Genomic DNA, 22681 nt, shown 5'->3' with positions numbered 1-22681 from the left:
ATGTCTCGATTGGAGAGACATCCTACCCAGGACGCGACATATCTCGATTGCCCGCGCACAGGAGAGGAAACATGAGCGGACACAGCCCGGCTCCCCCCAGGTCGGAGGCCCCGAGGCCGGAGGCCACGAGGTCGGCGGCCCACCGCCTGGCCGGACTCATCGCCGGACGGCGCACCAAATGGGCCGTCCTGGCCGTCTGGGTCGTCCTGCTGGTCGCCCTCGGCCCGCTCGCCGGCAAGCTCGGCGACGTCGAGAAGAACGACGCGGCGTCCTGGCTCCCCGAGGGGGCCGAATCGACCCAGGTCGTGGAACTCGAAGAACAGTTCCGCAAGGACGAGACCATGCTCGCGGTCGTCGTCTACGAACGCTCCGGCGGAATCACCGCGCAGGACCGCGCGAAGGCCGCGTCGGACGTCCCCGCCCTGCAGAAGCTCCCGGGCGCGCAGAAGGCGCAGGGGCCGTTCCCGTCCAAGGACGGCAAGGCCCTGCAGACCCTCGTGCCCCTCACCGATGAGGACATCACCGGCGCCGTCGACCAGGCGCGCGACCTCGCCCAGCGCGGGCCGCCCGGACTGACCGCGCACGTCACCGGCCCCGCCGGCGGCGGCGCCGACCAGTTCGAGGTCTTCCAGAGCCTGGACGGCTTCCTGCTCCTCGCCGCCGGGGCGGTCGTCATCGTCCTCTTGCTCATCATCTACCGCAGCCCTGGGCTCTGGTTCGTTCCCGTACTGAGCGCGGTCTTCGCGCTAGGGCTCGCCCAGTCGCTGGTGTATCTGCTCGCCAAGTACGGCGACCTCACCGTGAACGGACAGAGCGCCGGAATCCTCACCGTCCTCGTGTTCGGCGTCGCCACCGACTACGCGCTGCTGCTCGTCGCCCGGTACCGGGAGGAGCTCCACCGGCACGAGGACCGGCACGAGGCCATGGCGTACGCGCTGCACCGCGCGGCCCCCGCCATCATCGCGTCGGCCGCCACCGTCGCCATCGGCCTGCTGTGCCTGCTGCTGGCGGAGATGAACTCCACCGCCGGTATGGGTCCGGTCGCCGCGGCCGGTGTTCTCACCGCCCTCGCCGCCATGACGACCCTCCTCCCCGCACTTCTCGTCATCTTCGGCCGGTGGCTGTTCTGGCCACTGATCCCCCGCTATGACGCCAAGTACCTCCGGCCGGAGGCGTATGAGGCAGAGCACGGCGTGTGGAGCCGGATCGCCGGTCTCGTCGCGAGGCGCCCGCGCGCGCTCTGGGCCCTCACCATGCTCGGCCTGATCGCCCTCACCCTCGGCCTGGGCTCGCTCAAGGCCGACGGGCTGTCGAACGCGGGGCAGTTCACCGGACGTCCCGACTCGATCAAGGGCGAGGAGGTCGTCGCCCGGCACTTCGCCGCGGGCTCCGGCTCCCCGGCGGTGATCATCGCCAAGGCCGGGGCGTCCGACCGGGTCGCCGAGACCGTTCGGGGGACGGCCGGAGTCGCCGAGGTCGGCCCGCCCGCCGCCGCGAACGGCCTGGTCAAGTACGAGGCGACGCTGAAGTACCCGGCCGACAGCGACGCGGCGCGCGGCACGATCGACCGGCTGCGGGACGGGGTGCACCGCGTCCCGTCCGCCGACGCCAAGGTCGGCGGCATGACCGCGACCGCCCTCGACATCAAGCGGGCCTCCGCCCGCGACAACAAGGTGATCATCCCGATCGTGCTGGGCGTGGTGTTCCTGATCCTCATCGCGCTGCTGCGCGCCGTCGTCGCGCCGCTGCTGATGATGGGCACCGTGGTGCTGTCGTTCCTCGCCTCGCTCGGCGCCTGCGCCCTCATCTTCCAGCACGGGTTCGGATTCGAGGGGACCGACTCCGGTTTCCCCTTGCTCGCGTTCATCTTCCTGGTCGCGCTCGGGGTCGACTACAACATCTTCCTGATGCACCGGGTCCGGGAGGAGTCGCAGGCCCTCGGGACCCGGCGCGGCATCCAGCGCGGCCTCACCGTCACCGGCGGCGTGATCACCTCGGCCGGGCTGGTGCTCGCGGCGACGTTCGCGTCGATGGTCACGCTGCCGCTGGTGTTCATGGTCGAGATGGGCTTCGCGGTCGCGTTCGGCGTCCTGCTGGACACCCTGGTCGTCCGGTCGCTGCTGCTCCCGGCCCTGTCATACGACATCGGCCGCCGCATCTGGACGCCGGGACGCCTCGCCAAGGAAACCCCGGCCGACGACGACCGGCAGAAGGTGCTCGACCCGGTCGGCTGACGCCTGCCTCCTCCGGCGTCCGGCCTGATGGCAGAGGGTTCCAGACGGGCTTGGGGCCCGGCGCGGGCGACCGCGCCGGGCCCCTTCTCCGTGAGTTATCCACAATCGGCGGACGGTCTCCCGGGGGCCCGTCGGCGGTGGCTAGTGTCGGCGACATGTCCACTCAGCCTTCCGGTTCCGAGCCCGCCGCCGAGATCGGGGTCATCGGCGGCTCCGGGTTCTACTCCTTCCTCGACGACATCGAGGAGGTGCGGGTCCAGACCCCCTACGGCCCGCCGAGCGACCCCGTCGCGATCGGCGAACTGGCGGGGCGGCGGGTCGCCTTCGTCCCCCGGCACGGCCGCGACCACCGGTTCCCCCCGCACAAGATCCCCTACCGCGCCAACCTGTGGGCGCTGCGCTCGCTCGGCGTCCGGCAGGTGCTGGCGCCGAGCGCGGTCGGCTCCCTCACCCCCGACCTCGGGCCCGGCACGCTCGCCGTCCCCGACCAGCTCGCCGACCGCACGGCCGGACGCGAGCAGACCTACTACGAGGCGGGCGGCGCCGTCCACGTCTCCTTCTCCGACCCGTACTGCCCGGCGGGCCGCCGCACCGCCGTGTCCGCCGCGCGGGCGTCCGACTGGGACGCGGTCGACGGCGGCACCCTCGTCGTCATCGAGGGGCCGCGCTTCTCGACCCGCGCCGAGTCCCAGTGGTTCGCCTCCCAGGGCTGGACGCTGATCGGGATGACCGGCCACCCCGAGGCCGTCCTCGCCCGCGAACTGGCCCTCTGCTACACGCCGCTGTGCCTCGTCACCGACCTCGACGCCGGAATCGAGGAGGGCGAGGGCGTCACCATGGACGAGGTGCTGCGCGTGTTCGGCGAGAACGTCGGCCGCCTCCGCGCCGTCGTGGCCGACATCGTCAAGGCGCTGCCCGCCGAGCGCGACTGCCCCTGCCCGAACGTCCTGGACGGCATGAAGCTCCCCCTGGAGCTGCCGTGAACGTCCTGTTAGCCCGCCTGCGACGACCGCTGGCGGCGCTGTTCGCCGCGGTCGCCGCGGGGCTCGCGCTGCTGGCCGTGCGGCCCGGGCCGCCGCCGTCCGTCGGGGTCCTCGCCGCCGCGCGCGACCTGCGCGGCGGGGCCACGCTCACCGTCTCCGACCTGCGGCGGGTGCGGCTGCCGCCGGGGGCCGTCCCGTCCGGCGCCCTCCGCTCCGGCGCCGCCGGGCGCGTCCTCGCCGGGCCGATGCGGCGCGGCGAGCCCCTCACCGACGCGCGCCTGGTCGGCGACGGGCTGCTGCGCGGCTACGGCCCCGGCACGGTCGCCACGCCGGTCCGGATCGCCGACGCCGGGGCCGTTCGGCTCGTGCGTCCGGGCGACCGCATCGACGTCCTCGCCGCTCCGTCCCCGTCCACCGCCCTGGACGCGGCGCCCGCCGCCTCTCCCGGCGGGGCCCGGTTGGTGATCTCCTCGGTGCCGGTCGTGGCCGTCCCGCGCCGGACCGCCACCGATGATCACGATGGGGCACTGGTGGTCGTGGCGACCGACCGGGCCCAGGCGGTGGCCCTCGCCGGTGCCGCCGCCCCGCTGACCTTGACGATCACCGGCCACTGACACCCCGGCCGCCGCGCCGCTGATTTGGCGAACCTCAGCGGCTTTCATTACGATCCGTAGCCGTCCCTGTGCGGCCGGAACCGGGACGCACACCCCCGACACCCCTGGAGCCCGTCATGAGCGGATTCAAGAAGTTCCTCATCCGCGGAAACCTCGTCGAACTCGCGGTCGCGTTCGTCGTCGGAGCCGCCTTCGCCGGACTCGTGAAGGACTTCGCGAACTCCTTCATCACCCCCCTCATCGCGCTGATCGGCGGCAAGCCCGACTACACGGGCCTCGCCGTGACGATCGAAGGCACCAAGTTCCCGTACGGGGTCTTCCTGACGTCCGCGATCGCGTTCTTCATCACGGCCGCGATCGTGTACTTCCTGGTCGTCCTGCCGACCACCAAGCTGATCGAGCGGATGGACCGGGGCAAGGAGGCCACCGAGCGCGACTGCCCGGAATGCCTCAGCGAGATCCCCATCAAGGCCACCCGCTGCCGCCACTGCACCGCCGAGGTGTCCCCCGTCACCGAACCCGCCCACTGACAAACCACACCGCACCAGCCCGAAAGCCCAGCCCCCGCCAAGCCACCTCCATCCCCCTGCCCGGCCCCGGCGGGGCCTGACCCCCATTGCCCTAGCCACGCCGCCCGCCTCCGGCAGCGGGCCGCACAGGACACGGCAACACACGAACCCCGCCCGTGCACGACCTCGCCGCCCCCGCCCCCAGACTCGATGCCGTGCCGAAGTCCGCGTAGCCGGGCGCGAAGACGGCCATGCAGGACATCTACAACGCCGAGGACAAGCAGCACGCCTAGGAGGCTTTCAAGACGTTCGCGCAGCTCTACGGGGCAAGTTCCCCAAAGCGGTGAAGAAGATCACCGATGATGAAGCCGAACTGGCGGCGTTCTTCGACTTCCCCGCCGAGTACTGCCTCCACCTGCGGACCACGAACCCGATCGAGGCGACCTTCACCGCCGTGCGCCTGGCGCACCAGGGTTGCCCGCGGCGCGCGCTCTCGTGCCGCCGCGGCTCCGGCGATGGTCTTCGCACTCATCGAGTCCGCCCGGCAGCGGTGGCGGGCCGTGAACTCACCCCGCCTCGTCGCCCTCGTCCGCGCCGGAGTCCGCTTCGGACGCGGCCACCTCGTCGAACGATCCGACGAGCACGTCGCCTAGCCTGCCGCCGACGGAGCCGGTCAGGTCCTGTCCGGTAGACCATGGCCGATGGATGCTCCGAACGAACGGGTCGCTTCAATGGGCGCCATGAAGGGGACGGGCCCGTTCTCGGCTCTGCCGGTCGTGTGCGTGTTCAGCTCTGCGGGCTCAGTCCCGCCACCGCCAGCCGGAACAGCCGGTCCGCCTGGGCGGTGGGGTCGGGGTGGTGCTCGGTGGCCAGGACGATGCCGACGACCAGCATGATCAGGTCTGCGACCGAGACGCCTTCCGCCACCGCGCCATCGCGCACGGCGCGGCGCAGCATAGGGCCCGCCGCCTCTTCCAATGCCGCCGAGCAGCTGTTCTCGTGCACCGGCTCGGTCCCGGCGCCGTCGTAGGCCAGCGCGGCCGCCAGCCCCCGGACCGAGACGCAGTAGGCGACAACGTCGCTCAGCCAGTCCAGCAACGCGTTCCGGCTGTCGCCCCTGCCGGTCAGGTCCTGGGCGCGTACGCACAGGGCCTCGATCCGTTTCCGGGAGACCGCCTCCAACAGTGCGCGGCGAGTGGGGAAGTGCCGACGCACGGTCGCCGAGCCGACCCCCGCGGTGCGCGCGATCTGTTCCAGGGAGGCGCTGGCTCCCTTGACGGCGACCTCCTCCTCGGCCACGGCGAGGATGCGCGCGTAGTTGCGCCGGGCGTCGGCGCGCTGGCGGTCCGGCACGGCGTCACCTCCAGTATTGCTAAGTGGCGGGCCCCGCCATATCGTATCGTAGGCGAAATGGCGGGCCCCGCCGTTTACGGACGAGTAGCCGAGGAGCACCATGTCCACAGATTCCATGCCCGTCCTGGTCACCGGCGCCACCGGCAGGCAGGGCGGGGCCACCGCCCGCGCCCTGCTCGCGGCGGGCGTCCCCGTCCGCGCACTGGTGCGCGACCCGGCCACCGACCCGGCCAAGGCCGTCGAGGCACTCGGCGCCGAACTGGTCACCGGCGATCTCCACGACCGCGGTTCGGTGATCCGGGCCGCCGAGGGCGCTCGTGCCGTCTTCTCCGTGCAAATGCCCGGTATGACCGCGGACGGCTTCGATTTCGAAGGGGAGGTGGCCCAGGGCGTCAACCTCATTGAGGGCGCGAAGGCCGCCGGGGTACCGCAGTTCGTGCACACCTCCGTCACCGGCGCCGGCCAGCACACCCAAACTCCCGGCTGGGCCGAAGGCCGCTGGGCTTCGATGGAACCCACCCTGGGCGCCAAGACCGCGATCCAAGACCGGGTCCGCGCGGCCGGCTTCCCCCACTGGACGCTTCTCAAGCCGGGCTTCTTCATGGAGAACTTCCTCCCGTCCATGGCGTTCCTGTTCCCGCGCGGCATCGAAGGCGGCCTGGTGAGCGTCCTGAACCCCGAAACCCGGCTGTCCCTGGTCGCGGTGGACGACATCGGCAGGGCGGCCGCCGCGGCCATCGCCGCGCCGAGACGATTCGACGGGGTCGAACTGGAACTGGCAAGCGACTACCTGTCCATGACGGAGATCGCCGAGGTCCTCTCCCGCGCTCTAGGCACGCACCTGGCCGCACCGGACATGACCGAACAGGAGGCCCTCGCCGCCGGAATGCCAGCGATGGGCGCCTCGCACGAGTGGCTGAACGTGGCCGGCCAGCCGGGCCGCCCCCAGTACGCCAGAGACCTCGGCATCCCACTCACCAGCTTCGAGGAATGGGCGCAGGAGCACATGCGAGCCAACGCCTGACACGGCCCCGGGTCTCGTCCGGTACATCAGGAGGGCCGACCCCTCCCCGGCTACGACGCCACCCGCTCACCACGAACACAACGCCCCTGATTCCCACCCAAGTCGGCCACACAATTGTTCGCCCCCCAGACAGGACAATGCTGCGGAGCGCTGGCGATCTCCAGCCCGGGGATTCAGCCAGTCCCGCCTGGGGCGACCTCGCCCGGGCGGGACGGTTCTGCGTATTAACAGGCTTGAGTGCATTTCGTCCGTTGAGCAGGCGTTGCGGCGCGCGCGAAGGCATCCACCTAGACACCAACGGCTCTGTTGTCGGCGGTCGGAGGGCCGTCGGCTTCGCCTCGGTGCTGGGTGAGGGCGGTGCGCTCGGTCGGCAGCGCACGCCGGGCTGGCACCCATGGGTGCCTTACGTCCTCACTAACTGCGGACGTGCGCTCGCGGCCGTCCTGGAAGCGCTCTGGGGCTGGGGCTCGAACACCACGTCCCCTTGAGGCCGCTGGGCCACTGTTAGAGACGGCGAGCCATATCGATCCGTGGTGGGCGACCTCGCTGTGGCCGTCATTGATCAGCGCGGCGTCGCTGAGACGGGGGGCGGGGTTACTCGTCGGTCCCGAACTCCCAGTGCCAGGGCTCGAACGGGTTGCTGTAAGCCCACGCCGGATGCACCCAGCCGTATTTCCCGGCGTTCGCCTCCATCCAGTTGAACTGAACGGAGCCCGAATTCTGCACGCCGCCGCACAGGTCGACGGCCTGGCCCTTGCCGTGGTTGCTCGTCCCGGGGACGGCCGCGAATCCCGGTCGTTGCGCGTAGATCTGATGCTGCTCCGACAGGTTCCGGTACGCGTCCCTGACGCACATCTGGCTTCCGAACCGGCGCTTATAGGCTTCGTTGAGCTTGTAGAAGGCCAATGCCGCGTCCGCCCGGAGCTTGAAGCCCTTCTGCGGCAGGACGCACAGATACTTGGCGGGAATGAGCCCGTTCGGGAATTTCTTCGCGTCCGCGGCGAGGTCCTTGTCGCATCCGAACTGCAGCCGTCTGAGGCTGCCCGCCGCGAGCTTGTCCAGCATCTTGTTGAGCTGCTGGGTCAATTCCGCCGACTTGTTCTTCAGCCCGTCCACGTCCTGCTGGAGGCGCGTCTGCTCGACCGCGTTGCGCGACTGCAGGTCCTGGGCGGTCGACGCGAGCCGCTTCCGCCTGTCCTGCAGTTCGTCGGCACGGTCCACAAGGGCCTGCTGGGACTGGGCGAGGAGCGTCACGTCCGCCGTCGAGCGCAGCGCCTCGCTCGGATCGCCGCCGCCGAAGATCGCCATCGACCCGGCGGCGCCGCTCTGCTGGTAGGAGCTGTTCGCCAGCCTGGCCAGCGGCTCGCGGATCCGGTTCAGCTCCGCCTCCGCCTCCGCGAGGTCCGCGAGCGTGCCCCGGAGCTTGACCTGGGAAGCGTTGAGGTCCTTCTTCCGGTCCTCCATCTTCTTCGTGGCCTTCTCCAGCTCGTCGCGCGCCTTGGTCGCCTCGCGGCGCAACGCGTCGAGGGTGTCGGCCCGGCCCTCGGCCACACAGAGCGGCGAGATCATCGTCATCACCAGGAAGACCGCTGTCAGCGCCGCCGACCGGGGATTCGGCACGGTGGTTTTCCTCCTGATGCCCGAATGCGGATCAGCGGCAGAACGCTACTACAGGTTCTCCGGTGACCCGTCCGTAACCGGTTCAGCGACCACGGTAACCGTTCCGCTCACACCACCGGTGCAGCCACCAGATGTCGTCCCAGCCGGGCGGACACGGCCTCCGCGTCCTGGTACCGGGCGGCTGCCGCGCCGGTTTCCGCTTCCGCGGCGTCGTCACCGGCACCGGCGCCCGCTTCGGCGCCTTCGTCGCCGCCTGCGGCTCCGCGTCGGGCGGCACGTACTCCCCGTACGTCGGCCCCTCCTCGGGCGTCGCCGGCGCCGTCGCCCGCTGCCCGGACGCCGCCGCCTCCGGCCGCTCCCGCGCCGGCTCGTCCCGCAACCCGAACGCGACGACCGAGGCCACGACGACCGGCACCACGAAGGCCCCGGCCACGATGCCGATCCGCCTGCCCCGGGACGAGCGCTCGCCGACCTCGTCCGCCTCGTCCGCGGCAGGCCGGTCCTTCGGCTGCCCTCGATGCCGACCCGTCACGGCACCGAAGCGTACCGACCCCGCCCCCACGGGGCCTAGAGCCCCCGGCCGCCCCATAAGAAGGAGCGCCCGGCACGCCCCGTCCCCTACCCTGTAGGTGCCGTCCGCTACGCTCTTGCCGCAGCGACGACACGCCTCCGTAGCTCAGGGGATAGAGCACCGCTCTCCTAAAGCGGGTGCCGCAGGTTCGAATCCTGCCGGAGGCGCCCACCAAGCAAGGCGCGATCGCGGGGTCTGGCGGCCCCGAGGCCGCGTTGGAGATCTGGCTGCGCGCCTACACCAGCCCCAACACCCGCGACGCCTACCGCCGCGACGTCCGCCGCCGGTTCGCCTGGTGCCGCGACTAAGGCATCGACATCGCCGACGCCCGCCGCGGCGACGTCGACGCCTACCGCGCCGAACTCGACGACGACCCGCCGCGCGCCGCCCGGACCCGGCGCCGCCGCCTGGCTGCGATCTCTTCGTTCTCCACCTACTGGCTCATCGAGGACGTCGTCCCACGCAACCCGGCCGCGCACGTCCGCCGCCCGCGCCAGCCCGGCGAGCCCAGCAGAATCGCCCTCGCCCGCCCCCAAGCCACCGACCTGATCGCCGCGGCTGACGCCGATGGGGATCCCCGGCTTCCGGGAGCCCCCGACAAGGCGCGGCATACCGTCAGACCCCGCTCAGCAGGTCAGCCTTCACTCGCTGCATGCGACCTCTATGAGGTTGTGGCCGTCCGGGACTGGGTGTTCCAGATGCCTAGGACAGCGAGGTGTGGTTGATGCGACCTTGCCGTTGATGGTTCCTCAGGAGTGGCCGTCCCGCTGTCCGTGACGGCTCGGCCGCTGATTGAAATCTGGTCCGGGTTTTCTGCGAGTGGTCAAGCTTCGACCGTCGCGACCTACTCAAGCTTGGCCACGGTAGAGGGGACAGGGAGGTGTCCCTGTCCCCTCCGAATCGCCGACGAGGGCCCGCTACTGCGGAGGATTCTCCTCCGCGTCACGCAACGCCTGGCCGGACGCGTTCTTCATGCTGGCAACCCAGGCATCGAGCCGTTGCCTGAGCGTCGGGCTCGCGCTGCCGTAGGAGTTGTCGAGTTGGTTGGGGTCCACCGACAGGTCGTACAGCTCGTGCTCGCCCGTGTCGTAGGCGACGTAGTTCAACGGACCGTGCGTGCCGAGCGTGTTGGGTTTGGCTCTGAGTCCGGCGTAGACGGGGGCTCCCCCAGTGGCCAGCGCCTGCGCATCACCGGGGTCCTGAGGTTCCAACAGGTTGGTCTGGGTGTTCGCGTTCAGGGTGCTGGGCCCGGCGTGCTCGTTCAGCAAAGCCAGACGCCACCGCGACGGCGTGACTCCCTGCAGGAACGGCACGAGTGACCGGCCATCGACGAAGCTGGGCGGCGTCACCCCGGCCAGCGCGGCGAAGGTCGGCGCGAGATCGGTATTGAGCGTGAAGGCGTTGACGGTCGCTCCGGCCGGGACGCCCGGCCCGCGGATGACCAGCGGAACGTTGAGGTCTTCCTCGTAGGCCGTGTTCTTGCCGGAGTTCAACCGGTGCTGACCCTGGTGGAAACCGTTGTCGGAGGTGAAGACGATGTAGGTGTTGTCGAGCACGCCCTGTGCTCGCAGGGTGTCGATCGTGTCCTGGACAAGGTCGGTGACCGATCGAAGTGACTCCCTGCGCTTCTCGTACAGGGCGTCGATGTTGTCTATCTGTGTCTGGGTGAGCTTGGCCTTGTTCCGTATCCAGGCTGGCTTGTCGCTCACGTCGTCCTCATTGAACGAGGGAGTCCGTGGAGCCTTGGCGCCGGGGTAGATGCCCTCGTAGCGGGGCGGCGGAGTCGCCGGCCCGTGGGGGATGTAAGGAGCGACGTAGGTGAAGAAGGGTTTGTTCGGATAATTGGTGGTGGTGTTCTTGATGAAGGTGGTCAACTTGCGCGAGATCACGTCGACCCCGTAGTCCGACGGTGCGCTGCCGTAATGGACGGTAGTACCGCTGTCGTTGACGTCGTAGTTGTACTCGGAGTAGGGGCTTCCGCCGTTGGGGCTGAACCAACGGGTCCACCCGGGTGGGATGTACGTGCTGCTCGGCGCCCCGTTGGGGTAGCCGTTCAGGTACTTGCCGAATAGAGCGGTCCGGTACCCGGCGCTCTGGAGCCAGGTCGCGATCGTCGAATTCTCCAGCCCCTTGTTGTACACGGACTGGAATCCGCCACCGGTGCCCGGATCATTCGTGAAGATTCCGGTGTTGTGGGCGCACTGCCCTCGCAGCGTCGACGTTCGGGACGGGCAGCAGAGGGAAAGCTCGACGAACTGCTTGCCGAATGTGGTCCCCTGGCTGGTCAGGAGCGTCTGGAGCCCGGCGTCCTTGGCGAAGACGTCTTCGTTGAGATCGTCTGTCAGAATGAAGACGATGTTGGGTTGCGTTGTCGTCGCCGCCAACGCCGACGAGCCCTCGATCCTCAGACCCGCGTAGACGGCGCCCGCGAGCAGGACGAGCACCAGCAGGGTCACCGAGAGCGTCGATCTCCGGCGGCGTGCCATGTACGACTTCATGCCTACGCCCTTTCTTCCTGCGCTTTCTGGATCCATCGCCGTGTGTTCTCGCAGCGATTTCCTGGCGCGTCACCTCCCTTGTCGACCACGCAGCCCGCGGTTTCTTCACGTCTCTGTTTCCAGTCGGCGGACAAACGGGCGCTACTCGTGGCCACTGTGCCGATGTGACCTGGCTTCCGGCGCGTCCGGGCCGTGCAGTGCCTTGGGCGCCGCGAACAGCGACCGGGGCCTGCCTGACAGGCGCGAAAATCTCAAAAGATAAACGAGACAGGAGACGGAACGGCTCACCAAAGAGGGCTTGTCGCACGTCTACGATACTTAGGCAAGCCGCATGGAAGGTTTCTTGGAAACTGGAGTTCCGATGTGAGCGGTCTCCCAGGAAAAGGTGGCGGCGGCACGGCCGACCCATCGACGCTCAACGGACGCTCAACGGGAGCGCCGTCCCGCCGGTTAGGACGCGAGGAGTGAACAGAGCGCGCTCGCCTGCCGCTTGAAGTCGACGTGCAGGCGAGCGACCAGAAAATCGCCCGGAGTCATGAGCAAACGGTAATAAGCCATCTGTGATCGCGTCAATACCGCGAGATGTCCAATTGCCGCGTTAATGCTGACCACGCAACCGTAGACCAAGAGATTGTGCGACTTATGGGCATGTAAAGCTCGCGCAGAATACATCAATTCATTGGGCGCCCGGCGCCGGCGCGAGCCCTCGCGCGATCATAGGGACAAATCGAAGCCCACCAAAACAGTAGGAAAAGTCCGGTTACTTGTCAACCGCCGAACCGGCGTGGAAGGCCCGACTCCACTGCCCGTTGCGGCGAACCACCGGCCCGTGACCTCGCCTCCGACGCCACCACCGCGGCAACGGCCCGGCACAGCGCGCACACCGCGGGCATTGTCATCGTCTCCCTCGCCGACGACTACGCTGCCGAGGCCGTCCACCCCGGCCCCGACGGGCTCGCCGCCGGGCTCGCGCAGGACACGGTCGTGCTGGAAACCAGCACGCTGCGGCCCGCCACCCCACGCCGCCTGGTGGCCGCCCGGGGCGGCGCGCCGCTCACCGCCCCGGTCTCCGGCAACGTCCCCGCCGCCGAGCACAGCCAGCTGACCTTCATGATCGGCGGACACATCGAGGGCTTCCCTAATCGACGCAGGCTTCATTCCGCGATGCGGTATCGAGGCTGCAGCCCGTCCCTTCAGACGAACGCAGGAACGTACAACCTCCACCACGGCTCCCCCGCACGGTCCACCGGTCCGTGCCCGCCTGAACCGAAAGAGGGTTAAGGCGACACAGGCACGGCAAGGCCGACGCGCTCCGCAACGCCGCCACCGCCTACCTGGACCAGCACACCAAGTGGGCGGAACTACCCCCGGCACGCCTGGTGGAGGAGCTGCAGACCGCCCCGCGGATCGGACCGTGGACCGCCGGTGCCGCCGTCGCCGACTTCACCCATGACTGGACGCTCTCCCCGCACAGCGATCTGGCCGTCCGCACCTGGGCTCGCACCACGGCCCCCGACGTCGACTGGCCCACCACCGAACCCGAATTCGCCGAACCGTGGCGGGCGATGACCGGCCCGCAGCTCGGCGCGGCCACCTTATTCGTCCTGGCCTGGGGAGCCCGCCATGCAGAACACTCCATCCTTTGACCTGCTCCAAGAACACGACCACGCCCGCGCCGTGGACGCGGTGTTCGTCAACGCGCCACTGCGCGACTACGCCGCCCGTCCCCGCGTCAACGACTACACCCTGCCCACCCTCGGGATGGCCTACATCGCCACCGTCGCCGCCACCCGCGGCTTCAACGTCGCGGTCATGGACGCCGAAGCCCATGGCGTCCCGCTCGCCAACGTCGTCACCGCCCTCAACGACATCGCGGCCAGACTCGGACCGATCAGCCGCGCCGCCGCCCACAGACCATCGACCGGGCTCAGCCGCTCCACCCCGACCACACCCAACCCCAGCCGCAGTCCTCGGCTCGCCGTCCACGCCGCCGGGTCGAAGCACACCGAGCGCGGGTCCTCACCCAGTTGGTAGGGGCGCCGGCCCGCCCGGTGTTTTGGTTGCTGATCTTGACGACCTGCGGGTCTGGCTGCGTCAGCTCGGCATTATCCACGAATCGCTCGCCGCGACGTCGAGTCCTCCCGGCGGCCGCCCGACCTTACGATCCTTCTCAGTGAGAGTTCGGCTTACGAGAGGCCCCCGAATGTCACGCATAGCCGATGGTTGTTGTTGACCGCGCGGGGAAGAGCCTGGTGTCCGGTGCCACGGCTCTTGGTCGTTGTCGATCAGTGAGCCGGTCCCGGAACGAACTCGATTCTTGCGGGGACGCCGGTAATGTGTTGGCCCGCGTGGAAGTAAGGCCCCTGGATATCAAGGCGGCAAGGTAGCGGGGCAACGGCTTGGTCTTCGTCGCCAGCATCGACGCGGTCGAGGATCTCCCTCAGCCGTACTTCGAGGTAGCCGGGCGTGAACTGATCGGTGAGTTCCTTGATGCGCTCCAGCTGCTCGCCGAGGACCCGGGAAGCGGTCTGGTCGGGCTCAGGCTGTTCGTCGATGCCGGTGGGCGTATCGGTCACGTGGGTCCTGCCTCCCTTCTGGATACTGTGGGAACGGGAGCGGGAGCGACCTCCAGCGTGATCAGGTCGAGCCGGCCACGCAACCGGTCGCGCGCGAGCTGGAGGTTCTTGCGGACGGCCGCCCGAGTCTTACCGAGCAGTTCCGCGATCTCCGAGCAGGTCAGGCCGTCCAGAATGGTCCCGAAGACCACTCGTTGAGCTGGGGTCAGCTCCCTGAACAGAGTGTGGACCCATTGCTCGTCCTCCCAACTGCTTCTGGCAGGGTCCTGCACCGCCGGGGTGAACGCGCCCTTCTCGATCGCGATCTCCAGATGACGGCGGTCACGCACGCGGGTCCTGACGAAGTGGTTCTTGGCCGTCTGGCGCACCCACCGGCGAGGGTCATTGATCGTCGACCAACGCCGAAGAGCGGCCTCCATGGCTTGTTGAGTGGCGTCTTCCGCCTCGGCGCGGTCACCGCCGATAAGCGTGATCATTCCGACGACCTTGCTGTACTGATCGCGAAAGAATGTAATGAACTCGGTCTGTTCCGAGACACTGGTGCCCTGCGTCCCGTGGGTGGCGTGCGTGTCGCCCACTCCGGCTCCTTGTTGGATCTACTGAAATTCTGCACTGACTCGTTCATGGCCGGTTTCCTCCATTGATCCCCGTCATTCGCCCCGTCGTCTTCCCTCGTAAACGCCGTGGATCGGCCCGCTGTTCTCCAATGGGTAGAGACACGACGGCGCCGATGCGTGAACGGCAGACGCCAGTTTTCCCAAACGATCACCGGACCTGAGGGTCCGCTACCGTCTCCGCTCCAGGACCAGCAGCGTGATCAGCAGGGCGAAGATCCCGGAGATCACGGTCACCGGGATCGATCGGGTGGTGCCGTAAACCCCGGCGACCGCGATCAACACGCTGGTGAACACCGCTGACGGCCCCTCTCCGCCCGCCCGCGCGGGTTCGGAGTCGTCCGCAGTGTCACGGCGTTCACTGCTCATTAGGGCCTCCCGAAGAATCATTGAGTAGGTGGCCTGGGGGTTCTCTGCATAGAGCCCGATCGACGGCACCGTGTGAAGTCGCTGCGTCCACTGTGTGGTCTTGACGCAGGCTGACACGGGCAGCGCCGCCCTCGCCGAGCCCACCACTCGATGAAGATGGACTGGACGAGCAGGATGCGCCGGGTTGGAGGCGCACCAGGCCTTCGCTACGGGCACGGCGGGCGCGTCCGGGCCGAAGCCCGGAGCCGGTTCTGCCGGTGTACCTGCCCCAGCCGGGGTCCGGCGGTTGTTTGCGGCGGCCGTCGCAGGCGCTGCACAAGACAGCCGCATGGTGGTGATGGTCGAACTCCTCGACGGGCAAGACACGCGCGCGCTGGAAGGCGATCCGCGCCAGACTGCCGCACTGGCGAGTCTGGCACCCGCTCACGCCCGAGCGTCCGGCGGCGCTGGCCGACGCGGTCCGCGCCGGACGGGTCGCTTCGCAGACGGCGATCTAGCTGAACGAGGCCCAGTTCCACCTGCAGCCCACGGGCGGAGAACAGGTCGCGGCCGAACTGCAAGCGCTGCTTGCCGCCCCCAAGCGCGGCCCGGTACTGGTTCTGGGGTCGATGTGGCCCGACTTCCGGCGCACCTTGACCGAGGCCCACGGCCACCCCGACGAACCCGACCCGTACCGTGCCGCGCGGACCCTGCTCGACCAGGCGGAGCACGTCATCGCACCGCCCGGATTCACCGCCGCGCAACTCGCCGCCCACGCCGCGACCATCGCCACCGATTCCCGGCTGGAGGCCGCGCCAGCACCCGCGCACCGGGCGGCCGGATCACCCAGGAACTGGCTGGCGCCCCCCGAACTACTGCGCCGCTACCAGGAGACCACTCCGGCGGCTCGCGCGCTGCTGTGGACCGCGATGGACGCCCGCCGCCCGGGCCACAGCCCCTTTCGGCCCGAACCGCTCCTTGAGGCGGCCGCCCCCGGCTACCTGGATGACCACGACTGGGACCGGGTCGGCGGCGACGGCCGGTTTCCGGCCGCGCTGGACGAGCTGACCGCCTGGCACCGGCGGCTGCCCGGTCCACTGGTCGAGCACCACGCGCGCCCAGGCGAGCCGCACCCGCCCCGCCCGCTGTACCGGCTGGCCGACTACCGCGAACAGCACGCCCGCACCGAACGCTTCCTCCGCAGCCCCCGGCGTCCTTCTGGACCGCCGCCGCCCACCCCGCCCAGACCGCGCACGACCTTGCCGTGCTCGGCCACCGAGCGAGGGACCGAGGCCGTTACCGCCATGCCGCGCGCCTGTTCCAGCAGGCCGCCGACGCCGGAAATCCCAACGCGGTGCCCTACCTGGTGCAACTCTGGGAGCAGGGCGACGACACCGAAGGTGCCGATCGACTACGCCGCTTCGGCCTCACCGCCGCCGGAGAAATCGAAGCCCCTGGACCTAACCACCAAAGCCCGCCCCAAGCCCACGTCACGCGAGCTCCCACTGCTGGCTGAGGGCGCCTTCGCACTGGACGGTGACGACGGCGGTCCCGGCCCTGAGGTTCCCGACAAGGATGGTGAGGCAGGTGTTCTCGATCCCGTTCACCAGCGCGTTCCCGTTGAAGGTCCACTGCTGGCCGCGCGCGCCGTTGCAGTCGTAGAGGTTGATCGCGCCGCCGTTGCAGACGTGCCCACTCCGCAGGTCCAGGCACCTGTGTCCGGGAAGGTCGCTTCGGAGCATCCCGCCGTCCTGGGACCAGCGCTGATTCGCGCCACCGTGGCAGGGGAACAGGGTGACCAGCGCGCCGCGCGCGGCCTGATCAGAGGATGATCCTGCGCATCCTGCTTGCCCTCCTGCGATTGGTTCCCCATCCGTCCCTGAGCCGGGACTGCAACGACTCACGAATATCACTGTATGTATGCACACCACTACTCTGCATGAGGAGATAGCTTCGTCGCGCCCGCGTCGGTGGTCTCACCGGAGGAATCGGCGTCCTCCATGGCTCGGCCGCCGAGCGTCAGCCGCACCACCCTCCACGCCCCAGCCTCGGCCGCAGTTTCCTACCAGCACTGCTTAAAGTCCGTCCGCTGAAGGGATTTCATGCGGGCCGAAGAGGCCCCTTATCCTTTGGCGGCCGTCAATGTTAGGCAAGTCGATGGGCTGCGCTGTCCGGTTACGGCCAGCCATTCAATGCAAGATATCAAGCGAAGCCGGAAGGATGATCTCCTGCATCGTTAATGATGCGGATATGGTGCGCAGTGCAGTGGCTTGGGGCGGCCTCACAGCAGCCACAGCGCTTGGCGGGATGGTGCTCCTTTTCGCCGTAGTCGGGTTTGACGAAGCCGGCAAGTCCGCCAGCATGATCGGATTGACCACGGCAGTGGCCGGCCTCGGTGGCGCGGTGTACGGGGCGGCCGCCGCCCGGCGCGCATGGCGGCGCGTGTCCTTAGCCGACGCTCCGGCACAACGCGACTCTCCGCCATATGTGAAGCAACTGACCGTCCAGGTCACCAATGGCCGCGGAATTCTCATCGGCGACCATGGGCACCAGGAGAACTTTTTTCACATTGACGTGCCGGCCGTGCTGTGGGCCTCGCTGGTCACGCTGATCGCCTCTGTGCTGGCCGTGGGCGCGGGTTGGCTGTACTTCGACTGGTTCTCGCCGAGATTCGCCCCCAACTATCGAACCCAGTTCCTTGTGGACGGGGCGGACACCGCGGATTCGGCCGGGATCACCGCGGTGACGACATCGCTGCGCAAGGCGATCGGAAATTCCGGCGACCATGATGCGCTGTCCTTGCGGAGGTTCGGCGGTGAGTGCGGCACGTCCGGCAACACCGTCCGCCTAGCCGGCTTTGCCACCGGCAACCGACAAAAGATCACCGACGAGGCGGCTCGGATTCGCGCAGGCGGCAGGGCGACACTGGTACGCGGGATCGTGGAGGCGGTCGAGGATTTCTCCAAGCCGCTCGCCAGCAAGGCCCGACAGGTGAACAGGATCATCGTCGTGACCCGGCATGGCGCGGACGCCTGTGACAGCGATACCTCCTATGTCGAGAACGAGATCCGTAGCCGGATCAGAGCGGCTGGGCTGTCCCTGGAGTTCCGGCTGATCGGCTACCAGGTTCCCGCAGGGCAGCGTCAGATGCTCGACAGAATCGCGGCGGCGGCCAGAGCGCCACGGCCCACCTACGCGAAGAACGCGGACGAACTGCAGCGGACCCTGGAATGGCATGCCAACACCGAACCGGTCCTCAAGAGCGCCCAATCGATCGTCAACACTCTCAACACCACAGTGACCCAGGTGAACACAGCCGTGAAGGCGATCGTGGACGGGCACCTCGATCTCGCCGAAAGCACGCTTGGGCGGGCAAGAGAGTCGGTGGACGATACGGCCGCGCAATTCGGCGACCTAGCCGCCAGAGCGAAAGACACCCCTGCTCGCGACGTGCGAGACCGCGCCCTTCGGCTGCGCGAAAAACAACGGCGGGTGGTCGCAGCGGCCGAGGCTCTGCTCAAGGACGCGAAGGCAGGGGCGCCGACCGACCCACGGCTGACCGTCTTCCATCAGGCGGCGGAGGACTACAACAGCGAGGTGAACGGTATGAACCAGGTTCTTGCCTCCCTTCGGGTAAGTCCGGTGAAGAAGCCATGACCGGTGCACCATCCGCTCACCGCAGGCGTTGGCCCTACGTGCTACTGATCATCCTGGTGGCTTTCACGCTGGCCATCGGCATCGCGGCTTTTCTGATCATGCGCGCGATCCCGGAATACCGAACCGCTTTCCTCGTTGACACGTCGCTGACCAAGGACGGCAAGCAGTTCACCGCGATCGCGAACGCCGTCGCCTCGGCGGTGCAGAACTCCGGCGACCACGACTCCCTGTCCCTGCGTCGGTTCGGCGGCTCCTGCGGCGACAGGACCAACACGTCCCAGGTCGTGGGCGCCGGCGTGGGCCACGCCCAGAAGATCAGCAGTTCCGTGCGCACGCTGACACCTTCGGGCAACGCCACACTCGAAAACGGCATCCTCGCCGCGGTCGACGATTTCTCCGGACGCTACCCCTTCCGAGGCAGCAAGCAGAACCGGATCATCGTGGTGACCTCCAATGGCAAGGATGCGTGTACGTCCGACCAATCCGCGTTGCAACTCGCCGTCCGGAAGAATGCGGCGGAGTCCGGGGTGGAACTGGACTTCCGGTTCGTCGGCTACAAGGTCCCCCACCAGGAGCAGCGGCCCTTAATCAAGCTCACCAATTTCATCAAGGCGCCGAAGCCGCAGTTTGTCACCACACCGGCGGCACTCAACACGACACTCAAGAAACTGACTGTCACCCCCTCCAAGGAGGAGGGCAAGCACGTCAAACCATCGAAGTCGAGCCCGTCCATCACCTCTTCGCCGTCCGAGCAGAATATCGCCGGTTCCTACACGCTGAGTGATGGCACACTCGCAGGAAATGTTCCGGACACCAACTGGTCCTGGATCTACGAAGAAGAGCGAAAGAACCGCAAGTCGGCCGAGATAAGACAGGAAAAATGTGCCACCGGCAGCCAGTGCGGACTGATCCTGCACTGGGACACCTCGGTGGTCGCACACGGCGGCGAATATTCGCCTTATGAAGACCTTCCCCTCAAACTCATGCCGGACGGCTCGTATCGATGGTACGCCCAAGGTATCGCCCACGGCGTGCAGATAAAGCCGACGCTGGTTGAGGACGGGATTGTCAAGAAGTTCACCGTCTCGAAGGTTGGGGGAACCGAAGAAAACCCGATCACCCTCACCTGGCAGGCAACACGAACGCAGTAACGAGGTGACCATGGACGCGATAACGGCGATCGTATCGGCGCTCGGAGCGGGCGCCGCAGCAGGCCTCAGCGACACGACGGCTGCGGCCGTCAGAGACGCCTATACCCGACTGAAGCAGTTGACCTTGGCGCGGGTTGCGGGGAACAACGCCGCCGAACTCGTCGTCGCTCGGCATGAATACGACCAGGCCGCCCAGAGAGTCCTGCTGGCGGAGGCGCTGTTGGATAGTGACGCGGGAAACGATGCCGAGCTGATTGAGGCCGCTAAAAGGGTTCTCGACTTGCTCGCCGCGGGGCGTGCGGCCAAGTACAACGTCACTGCGGACGGCGCGCAGGGCGTCCAGGTCGGTGACCACGGACAGCAGACCAATCGATTCGGGCCGTGAACGAGGCCCCATCCGCCGGGTGCGGCGTCGGGCCCAACGCGGCTCGACGGTTCCGGCCTGCCCTCCGGCTGCGCCGACACCATTTCCGTCGACCTTCAGGTGGCCGGAGCGATGGAGCGTCGGACGGGCACGATCGCACAGCGAACAAGCCCGGCGGGGCGCACCAGCCCCGGACCGCCCGGCAGGGAGCCGTCCCCTCGTCCCTGGCGTGCGGGGCCGCGTGTGTTTGATCGGTCGAATACCGAGCACGCGCGCGAGCCCGCGGCTCAGCTGAGCGTTTCGGGCCACGGCGAAAGCGGCGGCATGGCGACCGGGCAGGCCATGGGCAGGCCACGATGGTGCTCGGGAACCTGGGTCCACCACGTGCGCCATGACTGCGGTGCGTCCCGCACTGTTACTGATCACGGATGGCGAGCCGTTCTGGACACAGCGGTATGCGTGGAGCGTGATGACGTCTCCGGCAGCGAAGGTGTGCATGAACGTCTGCCCGACGGTGTGCGTGCCACCAGCGATCGCGCCGGTGTGGCCGGCCATCGCCTCGCTGCCGGCGCACCCGAACTGCTACGCCGCTACGAACAGGCCAGCCCGGCCGCGCGGGCGGTGCTGTGGGCGGCGATGGACGCCCGCCGTCTGGGCCACAGTCTTTTCCTGCCCGAGCGGTTGCTGCGCGACGCCGCGCCCGGCTACCTCGACGACAACGAACGCCCGCATCGGCGGCACCGCCTGGTTCGCCGACGCGCTGGATGAGCTCACGGTGCCGCACCGGCGGTTGCCCGGTCCCTTGATCCGACACCGGCCCCCTCCCGGTGCCCACCCGCTGCACCGGCCGGCCGACTACCTCGAACAACACGCCCGCACCGAACGCACCCTCGACTGTCCCCCGGCCTCCTTCTGGGACGCAGCCGTCCGTCACGCCCACACTCCCGACGAGTTCACTGTCCTCAGACGCCAGGCAGAGATCAGAGGCCGCTACCGCCACGCCGTGCACTGCCATCAGCGGGCCAGCGCCGCCGGGGACCCTTACGCCCTGGCAGAACGCCGAAACGGGGCCGGTGACCGCGAGAGCGCTGCACAGCTCCACCAACAGGCCGCCGGGACCGAAAACACCAACGGAAGGTCAGCCGCGGAACCTAACCTGACCTGGCCGGACCAACCTGCGCCACAACCGGCCCCATGCAGGGCACCGCTCTCCTAAGGCGGGTGTCGCGGGTTTGAATGCTGCCGGAGGTGCCCACCAGGCAAGGCGCTGACCTGCTGAAATGCGGCCCTTTTGGGTGCGCCGTCCAGGGGCTTGGGTTAGAGGCCGAGGAGGAACAAGGTTCCGGCGGTGAGGAGGCCGGCTTCGACCAGGTGGACGAAGAGGCGGTCGCTGATGCGGTTGACGATCTTCTTGCCGGTCCAGGCGCCTGCAAGGGTGGCGGGGGTGAGTGCGGCGCCGTAGAGCAGGATCTTGGCGGTCAGCAGGTCACCGGCGCCGTAGGCGGCGAGTTTGGTCAGGTGCATGGTGAGGGCTGCGGCCGCCTCGGTGCCGATGTAGGCGGCGCGGGTCAGGCCGTAGGCCAGGAAGAACGGGGCCGTCAGCGGGCCGACCGAGCCCAGCAGCGCCGAGCCGAGCCCGGAGGCGGCGCCGACCCCGGTGAAGGCGTGGTCGCCGGGCTTGCGGGGGTGGGGGTTGACGCGCCGCCAGATCACCACGCCGATCAGGAACACCCCGAGGACGCGTTTGAGGGGCGCCAGCGGGGCGTGGGCCAGCAGCAGGCCCCCGGCCAGCGCGGACGGGACCGCGCCCAGGGCGAACCAGCCGATCAGCCGCCGGTCCAGGTCGTGGCGGTTCAGCCACACGCGGCTGCCGTTGCTGGCCAGTTGGGTGAGGGTGAGCATGGGGACGGCGAACCGCAGCCCGAACAGCGCGGTGAACACCGGTAGCAGCAGTACACCGCCGCCGAACCCGGCGACCGCCGACAGCAGCGCCAGCGCGAACGCCGCCGCGCAGGCGGCCAGCAACACCGGGAGGGTGATCACGGGTCCAGCCTGCCAGCGGTGGGGACGGAAGGCCGGGCCGAGCACTGCGCGAGTGTTCGGCCCGGCCGTCGTCGGTGGGACGAGGTCCGCGGGCGTCACGAATGTGTGACGCAGCTGATCCTGTCCAGGCCGGAGGTGGTGATGTCGCGGAAGTGCGTGTAGGGCGGGATGTAGGCGCGCGCGCCCGCGCAGTCGTTCGCGTCGTACGCCTCGTAGACGTACTGGCCCTGGTTTGTGGCGTTGTAGCCCGAGAAGGCGGCGTACTCCAGCACGACGTACTGCCCGCCCGGGACGGGAGGGATCCGCGCCACCAGCGGCGGGTCGTAGTTGCGGTCGCCCCACAGGCAGAACCTGCCGGTGGTGCACGCGCCCGTGCCCGCGATCGCCCGGTGGTCGGAGCCCTCGGCGAACGCCGCCGCGTGCGCGGCCGTCGCTCCGGTCGATGCCATGGCGGCGGCACTGATCGCTAGCACCGTGGCGCTCTTCTGAACGCGCCGGAAAAGTCGATCCGTCATTATCACG

At 68.7% G+C, this 22681-nt stretch carries 25 protein-coding genes and 2 tRNA genes; 15 read left to right on the top strand and 12 right to left on the bottom strand.

Annotated features, from left to right (window positions below):
* The first annotated feature begins 71 nt into the window (after positions 1–71).
* From ACH01S_RS16950 to ACH01S_RS16935, 4 genes are all read left to right on the top strand, one after another.
* Positions 72–2234: an MMPL family transporter gene (locus ACH01S_RS16950; RefSeq protein WP_083980776.1), complete on the top strand. Its 2163-nt coding sequence runs from the start codon at positions 72–74 to the stop codon at positions 2232–2234.
* A 155-nt stretch (positions 2235–2389) separates the two neighbouring features.
* Positions 2390–3217: an S-methyl-5'-thioadenosine phosphorylase gene (locus ACH01S_RS16945; protein ID WP_067892225.1), complete on the top strand. Its 828-nt coding sequence runs from the start codon at positions 2390–2392 to the stop codon at positions 3215–3217.
* Positions 3214–3831, top strand: a complete 618-nt coding sequence (locus tag ACH01S_RS16940; protein ID WP_246236603.1) for an SAF domain-containing protein — start codon at positions 3214–3216, stop codon at positions 3829–3831. Before ACH01S_RS16945 ends, ACH01S_RS16940 begins: the two co-directional genes overlap by 4 nt.
* A gap of 116 nt (positions 3832–3947) precedes the next feature.
* The gene (locus tag ACH01S_RS16935; RefSeq protein ID WP_067892223.1) at positions 3948–4361 is read left to right on the top strand and encodes an MscL family protein; all 414 of its coding nucleotides are present in this window, start codon (positions 3948–3950) and stop codon (positions 4359–4361) included.
* A 298-nt stretch (positions 4362–4659) separates the two neighbouring features.
* Here ACH01S_RS16935 and ACH01S_RS46785 read toward each other — a convergent pair whose 3' ends face one another.
* Both ACH01S_RS46785 and ACH01S_RS16925 read right to left on the bottom strand, forming a co-directional pair.
* Entirely contained in the window at positions 4660–4872 is a 213-nt protein-coding gene (locus ACH01S_RS46785; protein ID WP_218010286.1) for a hypothetical protein, read from the bottom strand.
* Between the two features lie 254 nt (positions 4873–5126).
* Positions 5127–5693 carry a TetR/AcrR family transcriptional regulator gene (locus tag ACH01S_RS16925; protein WP_067892222.1) on the bottom strand — a complete coding sequence of 189 codons (567 nt, stop codon included), beginning with the start codon at positions 5691–5693 and terminating at the stop codon, positions 5127–5129.
* Between the two features lie 115 nt (positions 5694–5808).
* Between ACH01S_RS16925 and ACH01S_RS16920 the strand changes: the two genes are divergently transcribed.
* Entirely contained in the window at positions 5809–6717 is a 909-nt protein-coding gene (locus ACH01S_RS16920; RefSeq protein ID WP_246236602.1) for an NmrA family NAD(P)-binding protein, read from the top strand.
* A gap of 594 nt (positions 6718–7311) precedes the next feature.
* Here ACH01S_RS16920 and ACH01S_RS16915 read toward each other — a convergent pair.
* Both ACH01S_RS16915 and ACH01S_RS16910 read right to left on the bottom strand, forming a co-directional pair.
* Positions 7312–8337, bottom strand: a complete 1026-nt coding sequence (locus tag ACH01S_RS16915) for a D-alanyl-D-alanine carboxypeptidase family protein (protein WP_083980775.1) — start codon at positions 8335–8337, stop codon at positions 7312–7314.
* 82 nt (positions 8338–8419) lie between these two features.
* Positions 8420–8869: a hypothetical protein gene (locus ACH01S_RS16910; protein WP_067892218.1), complete on the bottom strand. Its 450-nt coding sequence runs from the start codon at positions 8867–8869 to the stop codon at positions 8420–8422.
* Positions 8870–9002: 133 nt separating this feature from the next.
* Here ACH01S_RS16910 and ACH01S_RS16905 point away from each other — a divergent pair.
* Positions 9003–9075 (top strand) — tRNA-Arg (locus tag ACH01S_RS16905).
* On the top strand, positions 9046–9216 hold the full coding sequence (locus ACH01S_RS43580) for a hypothetical protein (RefSeq protein WP_157406290.1): 171 nt from the start codon (positions 9046–9048) through the stop codon (positions 9214–9216). The genes ACH01S_RS16905 and ACH01S_RS43580 overlap by 30 nt, the downstream gene beginning before the upstream one ends.
* Positions 9217–9825: 609 nt before the next feature.
* Here the strand turns inward: ACH01S_RS43580 and ACH01S_RS16900 are convergent.
* A complete protein-coding gene (locus ACH01S_RS16900; RefSeq protein WP_169809283.1) occupies positions 9826–11406 on the bottom strand; it encodes a sulfatase family protein in 1581 nt (526 codons plus the stop codon).
* A gap of 726 nt (positions 11407–12132) precedes the next feature.
* Here ACH01S_RS16900 and ACH01S_RS46780 point away from each other — a divergent pair.
* The 3 genes from ACH01S_RS46780 to ACH01S_RS45370 all read left to right on the top strand — a co-directional run bounded on the left by ACH01S_RS46780 (position 12133) and on the right by ACH01S_RS45370 (position 13440).
* Positions 12133–12687: an NAD(P)-binding domain-containing protein gene (locus tag ACH01S_RS46780; RefSeq protein WP_083980773.1), complete on the top strand. Its 555-nt coding sequence runs from the start codon at positions 12133–12135 to the stop codon at positions 12685–12687.
* A 98-nt stretch (positions 12688–12785) separates the two neighbouring features.
* Positions 12786–13052: a hypothetical protein gene (locus tag ACH01S_RS16895; protein ID WP_067892214.1), complete on the top strand. Its 267-nt coding sequence runs from the start codon at positions 12786–12788 to the stop codon at positions 13050–13052.
* Positions 13030–13440, top strand: a complete 411-nt coding sequence (locus ACH01S_RS45370) for a hypothetical protein (RefSeq protein ID WP_218010285.1) — start codon at positions 13030–13032, stop codon at positions 13438–13440. The genes ACH01S_RS16895 and ACH01S_RS45370 overlap by 23 nt, the downstream gene beginning before the upstream one ends.
* A 251-nt stretch (positions 13441–13691) precedes the next feature.
* Here ACH01S_RS45370 and ACH01S_RS16885 read toward each other — a convergent pair whose 3' ends face one another.
* The 5 genes from ACH01S_RS16885 to ACH01S_RS42275 form a co-directional block, all read right to left on the bottom strand.
* The gene (locus ACH01S_RS16885; RefSeq protein WP_067892207.1) at positions 13692–13982 is read right to left on the bottom strand and encodes a hypothetical protein; all 291 of its coding nucleotides are present in this window, start codon (positions 13980–13982) and stop codon (positions 13692–13694) included.
* Complete coding sequence (locus tag ACH01S_RS16880; protein ID WP_067892205.1) at positions 13979–14560, bottom strand: RNA polymerase sigma factor; 582 nt, start codon at positions 14558–14560, stop codon at positions 13979–13981. Before ACH01S_RS16880 ends, ACH01S_RS16885 begins: the two co-directional genes overlap by 4 nt.
* A gap of 207 nt (positions 14561–14767) precedes the next feature.
* A complete protein-coding gene (locus ACH01S_RS43570) occupies positions 14768–14965 on the bottom strand; it encodes a hypothetical protein (RefSeq protein WP_148344302.1) in 198 nt (65 codons plus the stop codon).
* An 851-nt stretch (positions 14966–15816) separates the two neighbouring features.
* Complete coding sequence (locus tag ACH01S_RS16870; protein ID WP_067892201.1) at positions 15817–16122, bottom strand: hypothetical protein; 306 nt, start codon at positions 16120–16122, stop codon at positions 15817–15819.
* A gap of 312 nt (positions 16123–16434) precedes the next feature.
* Positions 16435–16848: an RICIN domain-containing protein gene (locus tag ACH01S_RS42275; RefSeq protein WP_169809282.1), complete on the bottom strand. Its 414-nt coding sequence runs from the start codon at positions 16846–16848 to the stop codon at positions 16435–16437.
* Between the two features lie 316 nt (positions 16849–17164).
* On the opposite strand from ACH01S_RS42275, the gene ACH01S_RS16860 reads away from it, so the two are divergent.
* From ACH01S_RS16860 to ACH01S_RS43560, 5 genes are all read left to right on the top strand, one after another.
* Positions 17165–18601 carry a VWA domain-containing protein gene (locus ACH01S_RS16860; protein WP_148344301.1) on the top strand — a complete coding sequence of 479 codons (1437 nt, stop codon included), beginning with the start codon at positions 17165–17167 and terminating at the stop codon, positions 18599–18601.
* A 56-nt stretch (positions 18602–18657) separates the two neighbouring features.
* Positions 18658–19752, top strand: coding sequence for a vWA domain-containing protein (locus ACH01S_RS16855; protein ID WP_148344300.1), 1095 nt, complete (start codon positions 18658–18660; stop codon positions 19750–19752).
* A gap of 10 nt (positions 19753–19762) precedes the next feature.
* Entirely contained in the window at positions 19763–20137 is a 375-nt protein-coding gene (locus tag ACH01S_RS16850; protein ID WP_067892193.1) for a Het-E N-terminal domain-containing protein, read from the top strand.
* A gap of 438 nt (positions 20138–20575) precedes the next feature.
* Entirely contained in the window at positions 20576–20884 is a 309-nt protein-coding gene (locus ACH01S_RS43565) for a hypothetical protein (protein WP_148344299.1), read from the top strand.
* A 417-nt stretch (positions 20885–21301) separates the two neighbouring features.
* Positions 21302–21367: transfer RNA gene (locus ACH01S_RS43560), tRNA-Arg, on the top strand.
* Between the two features lie 66 nt (positions 21368–21433).
* On the opposite strand, the gene ACH01S_RS16845 is transcribed toward ACH01S_RS43560, so the two are convergent.
* A complete protein-coding gene (locus tag ACH01S_RS16845; protein ID WP_067892327.1) occupies positions 21434–22159 on the bottom strand; it encodes a sulfite exporter TauE/SafE family protein in 726 nt (241 codons plus the stop codon).
* A gap of 95 nt (positions 22160–22254) precedes the next feature.
* Positions 22255–22608: a hypothetical protein gene (locus ACH01S_RS16840; RefSeq protein ID WP_067892191.1), complete on the bottom strand. Its 354-nt coding sequence runs from the start codon at positions 22606–22608 to the stop codon at positions 22255–22257.
* Positions 22609–22681: the final 73 nt, after the last annotated feature.

The sequence above is a fragment of the Actinomadura chibensis NBRC 106107 genome (genome assembly GCF_001552135.1).
GTDB classification, from domain to species: Bacteria; Actinomycetota; Actinomycetes; order Streptosporangiales; family Streptosporangiaceae; genus Spirillospora; species Spirillospora chibensis.
This window is presented reverse-complemented; position numbering and strand designations above follow the sequence as displayed.